The organism is Flavobacterium frigidum (assembly GCF_048286735.1).
Lineage (GTDB): Bacteria > Bacteroidota > Bacteroidia > Flavobacteriales > Flavobacteriaceae > Flavobacterium.
In genome coordinates this window covers 1-13946 of record NZ_JBLVPU010000009.1, presented here as the reverse complement: position 1 = coordinate 13946, position 13946 = coordinate 1, and the positions used below count along the sequence as shown (strand labels likewise).

The following is a 13946-nucleotide window of genomic DNA, read 5'->3' as shown; positions in this document are numbered from 1 at the left end:
ATGTATATTTAATTTTATAATATTAGCTGTTTGAAATCCTTTGAAAATGGCGAATAAGAACCGTAAATTTTATCCAGTTCTATTATAATTTTTTCTGTCTTAAATGTCTCTTCGTTTTGATCCAAACAAGTAACGACCAAATTTTTTTTGGTTGAAGAAGTATAAGCTGCATCTACTTGAATGGCATAATTCAGTAAATCATAATCCAAATCACCAAACCGAAGTTCTTTTTGATAGTCATTATAAATGCACGTTTCTTCTTCGTTATTTTTTAATGTAATATGACTTTCTTTGCTCATCCAACCACTTCCATGTCGAGTCGAATAATTTCGGGTCACATAATACATTTCTATATCTTCAATCTTTAATAGTTTACATATTTCGAACGCATTTTTTGATGTAGTATTCGCATAAGTGACGTTAGGAAAAACACCATGATCCATGTCCAATAAAACACCTTGACTGCCTTCAAAAATAAGATTATCAAAGGATTCTAGATAACTGTAATCGCTTATTTTCCAATCGATAACATCTATTGCTTCTAAAAAAAACTCTAACTCTTTTTCAATTTGACTTCCATCAAAAAATCCATAGTAATAGGCAATCCCTTTTAATTTTTCAATCAGCATTTGCCTTGGTGCAATCAAATCAATGGCAAATAATTTATACGGACTTTCGTTGCGTTTCATTGTAGCTCCCACTCCTTTTCCACAAGTTCCATGCTCTAAATTTTTGGTATTTTTTCTATTTTGAAAAACATCAAAAGGGGTTGTCACTTTTGCTAATGGATGAATGTGCAGTTCTGTATTTCCTTTGTTTCCTTTTAATTCTTCCCTTTCATTAAATAAAAAAGTCGGATGAAGGGTACAATGCTCACTAAAATAAGAAGGCAAACCTCGAAGTGCTCCGCTGGCAAAACTCGAATGAATATGTTTTTTGTCATCGATCATTACTGTATGTGCCGCTTGTTGTCCTCCAGAAAATCGAATTACTATAGATTCTGGGTTTTGATGAGCTAAAAAATCAGTTGTGATTCCTTTTCCCTCATCACCAAAACCCAAACCTATAACTATTTGTGCTTTTTTCATTATTTATAGCATTTCTAGAAAATCCAATCCTCCTAAATCTACAGATCCTGATGAGCCAACTTTATATTTTTTGCAGATAACATCCTTAATTACATTTGGAATTTCTTTATGATCTTCAATTGACAAACAATTTTGACCTAATGATTCTTTCCAACCACTATTAGCTCTTTTTGCCTGATCAGAATGCAACACGCTGATATGGTATACGTCATACTTTTTTTTAGCCTCTTCCAAAAGTTCTTTAGCTGTATAAGTCAGTTGTCCAGCACCCATAATTTCCTTAATTGCGATTGCAGGCAATACTTCTAAATTAGGTTCATCACCAACGGTAAACAGCAATCCTTTTTGATTACGTTTCTCGAAGGCATCTGTTTTAGTGTGAAAAGCGGCAAAATACCACGCCAAAAGATAACTTTCACCACCATTTCCACCACCACCACCTTCAATGTACGTTCTAGTTAACCACATGTCCAATTCTTCATCACCAGATTCAAATTGTCCAACTTGCAACGGATAACCATCACATTCATGATCTCCAATTCCTAAGAATAAAAGAGCAGGATCAGAAACTCCACCCTCAATAATTCCTCCCATTAATTTTGGAAGACCTTCTTTGATTAATTCAAATGGAATATGTCCCATACTCCCTGTAACATCCAACCCTAGAATAATTGGAACAGAATTAGGATGAATAGCAGAATCTCTTGCTTCTCTAAAAGTAATTCCAGTGGGATTCATAGATTCATGCGCCATTCTTTTGGCGTTTTGCTCAAAAATTTCACCAGCAGATTTTGATGCATAACCTGCTTTTAATGCTCTGCTGCTACGAGCATCATTATCGTATCTTGTACCTCCCATAACTAAAATATTTTACCAAATAAATATTCGAATCTCATTCTTGTAATCTCTAAGTGGATATTTAAATTCCTAATTATTAATGCTAATTCCATGTCTTTTTGCACGAATGCCTCTGGTTGAAAATCGGCAAATGTCAGACTGTTTTTGTCTAATGGACTTACGTCAATAAGACCTTCTTGTTCTCTCTCTAGTCTTTTTATTTTTAGCTCAATATCTTCCACTCGTCTTCTATAAATTAATTCGGAATCTGCACCAATAATATTGGCTCTGTCTTCTCTAATTTGATCATTGTTTCTTTTTAAAGATTCAATGAATCTTGGTTTTAAATTGTCACTCATAATTTCTTATTTAGTTTGTTAATAGTTATATTAATTGATTTAATCCTATCACTTCAACACGCTCTCCTTCAAAATCTTTAAATGAGTTGGTGGTAAATATTTTCTCGAAACAATCTAAAACTTCAAATCCTTTATTAAAAATTCCGTGGCTTACCGCCAAAAATAACTTACCGGCGTTCTTATTTTTCAGCACTTCGGCAAGACCTACAAAAGTTCCACCTCCGTCACAAATATCATCTACAATCAGACAATCCATTCCTTGTAAATCGTCATTATAGACTTTAAAACCAGATAATCTTCCTGTTTTAACATCGCGGCTTTTACTGCATTCTACTACTTCAACTCCGCCTATAAATTCTGAAACTTTAAAAATTTTCTTTAAAGCGCCTCCGTCTGGAGAGATTAATCTGACATCGTTCCCAATTGCTTTAACTACCGCTTCAATAAAAGTATGATTAGAAATCACTTCGCAATTATTGACCAATGCCAGAGTAACTTCTGAATGCGCATCAAATACAAATACTTTATCGAATTGCATTGCATTAATAATATCGGCATACACTTTAACAGATAATGGCTCTCCTTTTATCATAACTCTATCCTGTCTTGCAGCGGGAAAGTAGGGAATAAAAAGCTCCATATTTTTTACATCCATTCTGCGCAAAGCATCAACTGCAACACACAATAATCCAAAATCATTGAAAGAATTTAAGCGATGTGTAATGGTTACTTTTTGAGTAGTATCAAAATCAGGATTGATTTTTATATGTGGCTCTCCTCCTGAAAATGTAAAATTTTGAAAATTGATTTCTTGCTCTGGAGCAAATGGTTTAAAGTTTTGGTCTAAATTTAGTATCATAGTTTTTAAATTTTGCGTTAATTATACGCAAATATAAATAGTATTTTTAAATAAACAATTTTATTTGCGTAAAATTTACACAAATATCTGTATTTATTCTTTAAAGTATTCCTTTGCCAGCTTTTGAGCAATCAATTTTCGCTTTTCTTTTACTGCATCATCCTCACTTTCAAAGGCTTTTACCATACGTTGTCCTTTAGTTCCAATTCTGCCATATTGAACAATTACATTTTTGCCATCAGTACCTATTTCCCAGAACTTTTTACTCCCATTGGATATGTTAATGTATTTTTCAAAATCAGTGCTTTCATTTGAATCTGGATGATTTGCTTCATCTTCAGTGGATTCGTTTTCAATTTCAATAAAGCTATTTTCAACTTCAACTTCCTCAAAAAACAGTTCATTATTCAATGATGCCGCTATCATCTTCAAAACTCTTGGTTTGTTTTCTATCCAATCCTTCGAATAAATTTGACAGATATTCCAACCATTAGCTTTCAAGATTTCAGGTCTCAAAAGATACTGTTCCAGAATATCATTGTTCGAATAATGAAGATCATCATCAATCATAATTCCTAAAACAAATTCTTCATCTTCTGTAGATTTTTTAATTCCTAAATGGCACTTGAACTTACTTTGACCAATATTTCTTGTGACAGCATATCCCATTTTTTCAATTTCAGCTTGTAGCTGCTCAGCAATCTGACTTGATTCTTGGATACTATTTTTACTATTTATCGAATTCAAAACATTATTAGCAGCTTCCAATTGCCCCAAGCTAATCAATTCGGCATACTGCAGGTATTTTCTAAAATAATTGGCACCCTCATTGTATTCATTTTTAATATCAAAATACTTAATGGAGCTCACCACACACATACTTTTCTTAGCTCTAGAGAATATTACATTCAATCGTTTTTCTCCTCCCCGTTTATTTATTGGTCCAAAATTCATCAGCATTTTCCCGTTTGGATTGTAGCCATAGCATGTACTCATAATGATAATATCACGTTCATCACCCTGAACATTTTCTAGATTTTTTACAAAAAGTCCAACAAATTGGTTGTTTTCCATGCGTTTGTATTCTTCTTCAAGCAAGTTTTCAAATACTTTATCCTCAATACAAATCGCTTCGATTGCAGTTTCTATTTCATTTTGCTGTTCCATCGAAAATGCTACAATTCCAATGCTTTGCTCCTTATTTTGCACCAAAAGTTCCTGAACCATATTGGCAATATACTGTGCTTCTTTCACATTTGACCTCGCATTATATACTCCATTTTCAATATAATGATAGGAAATTGGCTTAGCAATCAAATGTTCCAAATTGTCTTTGGCCTCGAAAACATCAGTAACAATAATAGGTTCAGCTAACTTGCCATGATCTTTCAAATCAGGAATTGTCAATAATTTGCTGTCATAAAACGAAGCATTCGAAAAACCAATTAACGCTTCATGCTTGCTTCGATAATGCCAGCCCAACATAACAGAAGGAAATTTACGCGCACCTTGCGTCAAGAAACTATCGGCATCTAATGAAAAAGAATCATTGTCCTCAGCCGTTGCATCTGCCCATAAATCATCTTGATTTCCTGACGAACTGCCAAAGAAATTACTCGGTGGCATTTGCATTTCATCACCTACAATTATCGTTTGTTTTGCTCTGTAAATGGGCACAAGTCCTTCCTCGAGTGTAATTTGGCTGGCCTCATCAAAAATGACAACATCAAAATAGTTTTCATCAACTGGCAAGGCATCCGAAACACTCAAAGGACTCATCAGCCACACTGGTTTTATTTCTCTGATAATGGGACCCGAATCCAAAGAGGCCAAATCCCGTATGGACTTAAATCGAATGCTTTTACTAAATTCATTTTCCAGAATTTTTCTTCCTTCTGTAATAGCTCTTTTGCTTTCTTTTTGTGCTGCTGTCATTCCAGAAACTGACATTTCAGAAGTCAAAATCAATTCTTTTAAATTGCTGATCTGTTTTGCAATGATATATTTTCCGTTTAGTTCTAATAAATCGGCATACATTTTTTTTACTTTTTCAATGGATGAATGCAACAAATCCATATTGAATTTTTTATGCGTATAATGAATCGCATAATATTTCTCTAATGATCTTTCTGCTAAAGTAATTTTTAAATGATCGAGCGGGATGTTTTTTGCTTTTAATAATTGAATTATAGATGGATTTACATCTTGTATTTCATCAAAAAAAGAAGCGTACAAGTCAAAATAGGCTTTCTTTGCATTGATCGCTATAATTTGATTCTCAATAACTATTAAATTTAAATTCTCATAATTTTCAATGCTGTCGCACAAAGAAGAATTTACTTTTACGAATAAATCATTAATTACAGCAACTTCTTTTCTTTCTGTGTCATTAAGGTTTTTTACAAAATCTAAAATGGTAGAATCCAGTTCTTTTTTTAGCGTTTCGGTATGGTATTTTAATTCAAATAAATCCCCAAGATTATACTTGCTTTCGAAATCACTTTTTAAAGCATTAAATTTTCCTTCTAGCTCAAATTGAGCATTATAGTTTTCTAAAATAAGTGATAAACGAGGCTTCACATTATGTTTATTGATGTCATAAACGGCAAGAATTTCACTTCGTGTTTTTTTATAATCTGAATTTATAAAATTAAAAAAGCTGCTTTCATTTTTTGTGATAACTTCCAAAGCAGTCTTGGCATCGGTTTCAGATAGCGTTTTTGTCCAATACGGATATTGTTGGGCTAACTTCTCCATTTCATTTCTTAAGTTCAATAAAGTTTCAACTTCATTATCAAGCGATCTGAAAAGCGTACTGTTTGGCTCCAATAATTCGGACACATTATTGTCAAAATATATAAAACTGGACATTGCTTTTTGAAGATATGTATAAATATCCAAAAAAGTATCAACGTTTGTTGGAATAGACACAAAATCCAATCGTTCTGAAATGTTTTCTAATAGTACCTGACTGTTTTCCAAATCCTTTTTTAGGTCGGATACTTGCTGATAGGTGCGAAACACATCCATCTTTAAAAAACGAAAAGGATGTATTGAGAAAAACTCAGATTGATTCGTTTCCTGATTGATAGCATATAATTTTTCCAACACGTGCTGGTTTTTTTCCCAATCTAGCAAACCGGCATTATCATCCAGAATATTCATATCCTCTAATACTACTTTATGAGGATTAGAAATCAAAACATCAAAAAGCGATTTAACCGTAAGATGATTTTCAGGATCAATCCTAGCATTCATAAAATCATGAAAGACCGCAACTTTATTGATTTCGTCATCAATTTTCTGAACCAATTTATTGCGATTTTCGGCTATCGCTTGAAAATTGTTTTTTGATGCTGTAAACGCGTAAAAAGTTTTTTTCAAATCAAAAATAAATTCTTTTTTATCGGCTTGTGAATCGTGAATTAAACAGCATAAATCATCTAATCCCTGATTCATTAATCGGTAAAAAACTACATCGAGTGCGGCTCGTTTCTCGCAAACAAACAAAACCTTTTTATCATTAGCGACATAATTAGCTATCAAATTGGCGATTGTCTGAGATTTTCCAGTCCCAGGCGGTCCTTGAATAATGTAGCTTTCGCCCGTTTCTGAATACTTTACAGCATTATTTTGTGTAGGGTCACTTGCAACAACATTAAAAGTTTTAGTAAAACTGTTGTTGGATTCTACTTCGTTCTTGAAATTTTTTTGCGCTAACGAATTGAACAGACTTTTAAAAACATCGCTCTCCACTTGATTTTCGATTACCTGATTATAATCTCGAACCAGTGACATTTTTTTGTAATTAAAATTACCTAAAATCAAATTACACGTATCAAATTCCCAACGAAAAGGATTGGTTTCTCCTTCATCGAGCTGATAAAATTCTCTTTCAATGGTTTTATTTTCATTAAAAAACTGAGCATTTCTTTTGATATCGCTGTTAATCAAATATTCTAAAGATGATGCTTGTGTATAAACATAATTTCTAAACAACTCTAAACCATACGGCTGAAAATTTTCGGACTGGTAAGAATAATTCAAAGTGCGCTGATCCTGAATTGCCAGCTTCTTTTTGGAACGTTTATTAAACTGTGTCAGAATCTGCTTAGCTTGTGAATGAATCAGTTTAATTTTAGGCTTATCAATATAATCTAGGGCAATACCAGAATTATTTTTCTCTACTTGCACTTTCAATAATCCATAGACTTCTTCTATTTTAGTTTCCGAAAGCTGAATTCGTTCCGGTAAACGGACATCATACAACTCTTTTAGCATATTAGCCAAAACCGGATTTATCTCCACTTCCGAATCTAAAAATTCTAATGAATATTGATCTTTTACGCCTTTTTTCTTGGTTAGGGTTACCGAAACCAAAAGCAAAGGGGAAATTATTTTTTCAGAGTTATTTTCTTTGGTATTAAACCAATTCAGATTACATAAAGCTAGTTTTAACTGACTAAAACCATATTCATTGATGTCTTTATTCGCTTCTAAACGAATTTTATCCAATGTCGGGATGATGTACGGATTATCTCCAATTTCTAAATACTTATTGAGTGAAATCGTGCTTGTAGTGCTGATTTTTTTTGAGATTTCGGGATTCCAGTAGAAAATAGAATTGGGGTTGATATTTTGATAATTCAAAGCTTGCGGAACCGATGAAACCGTAAGATTGAGGAATTTCAAATTCGGTTGGAAATACAATAATCTATTTCGTTTACTATTGTCAAAAAGCCTGTTGCGGAGTTTTTCATGAATAAACTGATTTCTATTTTGCACTTTAGCATCGACCAAATTTGATAAATCGTATTCAGTTTCGGGGTTATAATCCCTATAATTTTTTAGTTTCTCGATAATTTCGTTTAAATCCTTCCAGCGATTGTCCCGGTTCAATTCGGTCATTCCCAAAATAATGTTGGCAATTGCGGGATTTATTTTGCTATTTAAAAAGTACATTTTCCTTCTGTAATCAACAAATTTTTTGACATCATCAACATCGGTAAAATCAAATTGCAAAGTGATGCTTGCCAGAATCATCCCCAAAATAAAAATATCGGTCAACGGATCATGATGCTCAAATTCAAGTTCAAAACAGCTATAATCTTTTACATAAGCTGCTTTTTTTACATTTTCTACATCATTATCAGCAACACTTTTATCTGCATACTCTCTGCTGATCTTTTCGCCAATTTCTACAGTATTATAATGCTCACCAGTAATCTCAAATGCACTGCTTTTGCTTTTAAACAATTTTGCAATGGGAGAAGAATTATTATTTATTTCAAATGATTTATCAGCAATATTAAAATGCTCATCTTCAACATAGAGAGTAGCAATATCGTTTAACGAAGCAACTTTTCCCTGATTATGAATGGCGGCAACCGTTTTTAACAATGGCAGTATTATGGCAATAATATCGTCGTTCGCAAAATTTCCTTTCTGAAAATTTTCGGTAATGAATTGATAAAAAGCCGATTCCTTTATTGGTGTAATCATGTTAATACGTATTTTCTTTGTCTGCCTCTAAAATGCTATTTAATGTAGTGGTGCAGTTTTGACAGAATGATTTATATGTTTTTTCGGTAAGGTTCAGCTCTTTTTTCAAGATCGTTTTCAAATTATCCTCCAAAGCTAATTGCTCCGAAATATCCAAAATATGCCCAATAAAACCATCCTTTAAATCACCATCGCAAAGTGCAAAATCGAGCATGACATAAGCATAATAGTCTTTTAAATTTTCCCTGCTATTTTCAATTCTCAATTTAAAACTATCATCAATGAACGCATTGCTGATTTTGTCACTATTTGAAAAATACTGTTTGTATAGTGTTCTACTATATTCAGATTGTGTCCATTTTGGTTTCAAGATAATTGAAATTAATTCTTTTGTAATTTCAAAAACAACCGTTTTAGTAAACAAGTTTAATTGATGCAAATCGGTTTTTCCAGAAATAATTTTTTCTGTTCTCGTATAATAATTGGCTTTATCCTTTTCAAAGATTTGTAACGATTTTGCGCGAATAAAAATTTCTGGATGTGTTTCACCATCTGATCCTTCCCTAATTCTTTCTAGAATTTCATCGGCTTGTTTTAGATAACTTTCTGCCGAAACTTTTTCTAAACCTGTATTTAATTTAATCAAAGTACTAATTGTAGATTCCAAACTCCCGCTTACTTTTAAAGCTCCCAAATCACAAAATAATTCAGTGTAAAGTTGGTACAATCTTGCCGTTTCGTAATAAAATAATTCACTTGTGTTATCACTTGCAATAGTATTAATGATTCTGTTTGTGATTTCGAATTCGCCATTCTCTAGAGTAAACAACAAAATGTGCGACAATTCGTGAGCGAACAAAACTAGTAACTCCTCCTCGTTCAGTAATTTTAAAATTGTTCCAGAAAGAATAATATGTGCTTCTTTTTCAAAAAAAACAATACCCGCATTATTAGCCTCAATTGTTTGCGATTGATAAATCGTAATCGGAATAAGTATCCCCAATTTATCCTTTGCTCTCGCTAAAGTTTGATACACAATTGGTTCCGTTTCTGAATCAATTCGGTATGCATTTTTCAACAAATCGGTTTTATAGGTTTCTTGTTGGTCTTCTTTTACTTTTTCTTCGGAAAACCAAGACCATGTTTTGAATTGTTTCTTGAAATGGTTTCTTAAATCCGTATGAAATGGAAATGGCTTTATCATAATCATTTATCTAGGTAAACTTTATTTCGAAGTGAAAACCTTTCTTCAATAAAGCATTATATTTCTGTTTGTTAAACTTGAATAGTTTTGCAGGTCTTCCGCTTTTTAAAGGAGAAAAATGATCTGTTTCTTCAATAATTTCAAAGCTTAGTATTTTTTTTCTAAAGTTTCTACGATCTATTTCTTTTTCCAAAATAGTGCAGTATAAATTTTCGAGCTCTGAGAATAAGAACTCTTTTGGTAACAGATCAAATCCTATAGGCTCATACGTGAGTTTTGCCTTTAATCGCTGCATAGCCTTCCTTAAAATGACAGTATGATCAAAAGCTAAAGCTGGCACTTCATCAATTTTAAACCATTGTGCATTTTCAGCATCCGAATCGGCCTTGACCTTAAGTTTTGAGGAATCTACTAAGGCAAAATATGCCACTGAAATTACACGATTTCTGGGGTCGCGAAACACATCGTCACCGAAAGTAAACAGCTGCTCAAAGTAATTAACGCTAATATTAGTTTCTTCTTTCAACTCTCTTTTCACAGCATCTTCTAAGGACTCATGATTTTGTACTAATCCACCTGGAAGTGCCCAATAAGAATCGTTTGTTCCAAATTTTTGCTGTATTAATAATACGTAAAGCTGATTGTTTTGATAACCAAAAACAATGGCGTCAACGGCAACTTTTATATTTTGATTTTCACTCATATTCTAAATGCGTAATATTTAAACAAATATAGAAATAGTTTTATACTTCTAATCTTATTAATTTGCTCCTTAAGTTATGATAATTGAATAATTAAATAAAAATCAAAAAACCTTTTTCAACTCTATTTGAATATTCTCAAAAACCGCACTCAAATTATCGTTTTTACCGGATAATAAAAAAACTTCGGTACTCGGCATCTGTTTGCTGTTCCACAACAATTGGATTTTATTTTCTTCGATTAAATTTTTGGCATTGCAATCCCAAACAACCGCTATTCCATTGTTTTTACTTAGAATTTCGATCATTTCATATTCAGACGGAATAATATAATTGGGAACCATCGAAGGTCTTTTTTTATTAAAAACATGCAACCAAAATAATTTGATATGCGGAATTTGAGCATTATGACTGAACCATTTTTGGTCGTTCAACCAATGTTCGATAGCAGAGAAATCCTTTGTTTTAATACTAGATTTCAACTCGGAAGCATCAATAGTATTGGAACCTACAATTACTTGTTTGATTTCGCCAACCTTTTTCTGAATCGTGTCAAACGTATCATATTGTTTGGTGACAACCGCAAAATCAAGTTTTTTAGAATCAACTAATTCAAAAAGCATGTCGTTTTCATGAAAGCTAAAATCGATAAAATCAAATTTTGAAACCAATGCACTCCCTAAACTTTGCATCAAATGTTTAGAGATTCCAATTGAAATTAACCTGTTGGCATTAAAGGCTTTGGCCCGAAAACCATTCTCTACATTTTCCAGTCGGTCAAGCGCCTCGATGATTAAATTATTGAGTAACTTAGCATATTCCGTTGGTTCAACGCCTTTTGACTTTCGATTGAAAAGTTTATATCCTACATGGGCTTCCAACATTGATATTTGTTGACTAACAGCGGGTTGACTAATAAATAATTCTTTAGCTGCCAACGAAAAATTTCCGTTTTTGTAAACGGATTTAAAAGTTCGGTACCATTCTAGATTTGTCATGATATAAATTTCTTTATCACAAACATAACTTAAATTATTTTTACTAATAGCATAATAGCCTTAAATTTGCATCTATGAATAACGTTATGAAAAAAATTGCCTTATTATCAATTATAGTATTAACATTAAGTTGCATTTCAGCAACTGCACAGAAGCAAAATAAAAAAGTTATGAAAAAAGTATTATTTGTTCTTACAAGCCACGATAAGCTTGGGAATACAGGAGAAAAAACAGGATTTTGGATTGAAGAATTTGCTGCTCCTTATTATGAGTTAGTAGATAAAGGAGTGATCATTGATATTGCATCGCCACTAGGAGGACAGCCACCAATTGACCCTAAAAGTTCAGATCCATCTTCGGCTACTGAAGACACTAAAAGATTTGATAAAGACAGTGAACTACAAGCTAAACTAAGTAAAACACACAAACTAGCTGATGTTAAACAAGCTGATTATGATGCTGTTTTTTATCCTGGAGGTCATGGTCCATTATGGGATTTAGCAACTGATGCATCTTCAAGTGCTTTAATTGAAGCTTTTTATACGAATAACAAACCTGTTGCTTTTGTATGTCATTCGCCAGCAGTGTTGAAAAACGTAAAAGTAAATGGGGAATTTTTAGTTAAAGGTAAAAAAGTAACCGGATTTTCAAATACAGAAGAAGAAGCGGTGGGATTAACAAATGTTGTTCCGTTTTTATTAGAAGATGCCTTGAAAGCTAACGGTGCTTCATATTCAAAAATAGGAGATTGGCAGCCCTACGCTGTAGAAGATGGTTTATTGATTACAGGTCAAAACCCAGCTTCGTCTAAATTAGTAGCCGAAAAATTATTGAACCAATTGAATTCAAAAAAATAACAAGATGCTAAATTTCGAATTATACAATCCTACCAATTTAGTTTTTGGAAAAGGACAAATTGAAAAATTATCTACTTTGGCACCACAAGGAGCAAAAATCCTTTTGGCGTATGGCGGTGGAAGCATTTTCAAAAATGGAATTCACGAGCAAGTAATACATAACTTAAAAGGACACGAAATCGTAGAATTTTCGGGAATTGAACCAAATCCGCATTTTGAGACATTGATGAAAGCCGTTGCCGTTATCAAGGAACAAAACATAGATTTTATCCTTGCCGTTGGTGGAGGTTCTGTAATTGATGGCGTGAAATTCATTTCAGCAGCCGTACATTTTGAAGGGAATCCAATGGAAATTCTTCAAAAGAGATTATTGATTAAAGATTTGTCTAAAGTAATTCCTTTTGGAACAATATTAACTTTACCTGCAACTGGTAGCGAGATGAATTCTGGAGCTGTAGTAACTATTGAAGCTACGCAGGAAAAATTGGCTTTTGGTGGTAGCGCATTGTTTCCAAAATTTTCCATTTGTGATCCAACAGTAATTGAATCTTTACCAAAAAGACAATTGCAAAATGGTGTCGTAGATGCTTATACTCATGTTTTAGAGCAATATTTAACCTATCCGCATGAAGGTTTTTTACAAGATCGCATTGCCGAAGGAATTCTACAAACTTTAATCCAAGTAGGTCCTGAAGTAGTCGAAAATCCTAAAGATTATGCACTAGCTTCTAATTTCATGTGGAGTTGTACGATGGCGCTGAATGGATTAATCCAAAAAGGAGTTCCTTCAGATTGGGCTACACATATGATTGGTCATGAATTGACAGCCTTGTACGGAATAGATCATGCCAGAACATTGGCAGTTGTGGGTCCAAATTTATACCGAGTGATGTTTGAAACTAAAAAAGGAAAATTGGCACAATACGGAAAACGTATTTTCAATTTAACTGGAACTGAGGACGAAATCGCAAACGAAGCCATCAATAAAACCGTTGCGTTTTTCCATACCATGGGAATGGACACTAAATTATCTGATTATACCAAAGATTTTGATAAAACAGCTAATTTTATTGTAAATCGTTTCGAAGAAAGAGGCTGGTTAGGATTGGGAGAAAAACAAAATATCACTTTAGAAAAAGTAAAAGCAATTGTGGAAATGAGCTATTAATCATCATAATTATTTCTGGGTTAATTCAAGTCAAATAAAAAGGCGTTCTCATTTTGTGGGAGCGCCTTTTAAATTCTAAAATATAACTAACTAACTCAATTCGCATTAATTTGGATCAAGTCTAAAAGTTGTGGGGAAATATTAAATTTCGATATTTGTATTTTAAAAATAGATACAAATGCAAGATTCTTCTAGTGAGCTAATCAAATTATTATTACCTGAAATTGTTGTGGATTATTTTAAATTGACTTCGTATGAAAAAGGAGAAGAGATACTTCATTTATATTTAAAAGAAATTAATTCAGTCCCCAAAGAGTACCGACAGAATAAATTAAGCTCAAAAGGATTCTTTGAAGAGATAACAGTTCAAGAT

At 32.8% G+C, this 13946-nt stretch carries 11 protein-coding genes; 3 read left to right on the top strand and 8 right to left on the bottom strand.

Annotated elements, in window-relative coordinates:
- Positions 1–14: 14 nt before the first annotated feature.
- The 8 genes from ACNQGO_RS07000 to ACNQGO_RS06965 all read right to left on the bottom strand — a co-directional run bounded on the left by ACNQGO_RS07000 (position 15) and on the right by ACNQGO_RS06965 (position 11548).
- Positions 15–1088: an adenylosuccinate synthetase gene (locus ACNQGO_RS07000; RefSeq protein WP_417984800.1), complete on the bottom strand. Its 1074-nt coding sequence runs from the start codon at positions 1086–1088 to the stop codon at positions 15–17.
- A 3-nt stretch (positions 1089–1091) separates the two neighbouring features.
- Entirely contained in the window at positions 1092–1946 is an 855-nt protein-coding gene (locus ACNQGO_RS06995; RefSeq protein WP_417945784.1) for a hypothetical protein, read from the bottom strand.
- Positions 1947–1948: 2 nt separating this feature from the next.
- Positions 1949–2284, bottom strand: a complete 336-nt coding sequence (locus ACNQGO_RS06990; RefSeq protein ID WP_417984799.1) for a hypothetical protein — start codon at positions 2282–2284, stop codon at positions 1949–1951.
- A gap of 25 nt (positions 2285–2309) precedes the next feature.
- Positions 2310–3143, bottom strand: a complete 834-nt coding sequence (gene prs / locus ACNQGO_RS06985) for a ribose-phosphate diphosphokinase (protein WP_417945780.1) — start codon at positions 3141–3143, stop codon at positions 2310–2312.
- A gap of 93 nt (positions 3144–3236) precedes the next feature.
- Complete coding sequence (locus tag ACNQGO_RS06980) at positions 3237–8645, bottom strand: AAA domain-containing protein (protein ID WP_417984798.1); 5409 nt, start codon at positions 8643–8645, stop codon at positions 3237–3239.
- Between the two features lies 1 nt (position 8646).
- Entirely contained in the window at positions 8647–9849 is a 1203-nt protein-coding gene (locus tag ACNQGO_RS06975) for a M48 family metalloprotease (protein WP_417984797.1), read from the bottom strand.
- Between the two features lie 10 nt (positions 9850–9859).
- A complete protein-coding gene (locus ACNQGO_RS06970; RefSeq protein WP_417947816.1) occupies positions 9860–10552 on the bottom strand; it encodes an NUDIX hydrolase in 693 nt (230 codons plus the stop codon).
- A 102-nt stretch (positions 10553–10654) separates the two neighbouring features.
- Positions 10655–11548, bottom strand: coding sequence for a LysR family transcriptional regulator (locus ACNQGO_RS06965; protein ID WP_417984796.1), 894 nt, complete (start codon positions 11546–11548; stop codon positions 10655–10657).
- Between the two features lie 86 nt (positions 11549–11634).
- Between ACNQGO_RS06965 and ACNQGO_RS06960 the strand changes: the two genes are divergently transcribed.
- The 3 genes from ACNQGO_RS06960 to ACNQGO_RS06950 all read left to right on the top strand — a co-directional run.
- A complete protein-coding gene (locus tag ACNQGO_RS06960; RefSeq protein WP_417945789.1) occupies positions 11635–12405 on the top strand; it encodes a type 1 glutamine amidotransferase domain-containing protein in 771 nt (256 codons plus the stop codon).
- A 4-nt stretch (positions 12406–12409) separates the two neighbouring features.
- Positions 12410–13573 (top strand): iron-containing alcohol dehydrogenase, encoded by a 1164-nt coding sequence (locus tag ACNQGO_RS06955; protein WP_417984795.1) that lies wholly within the window; start codon positions 12410–12412, stop codon positions 13571–13573.
- A 178-nt stretch (positions 13574–13751) separates the two neighbouring features.
- Positions 13752–13946: ISAon1 family transposase N-terminal region protein (locus ACNQGO_RS06950; protein ID WP_470303445.1), on the top strand; the 195-nt coding region annotated here is incomplete at its 3' end.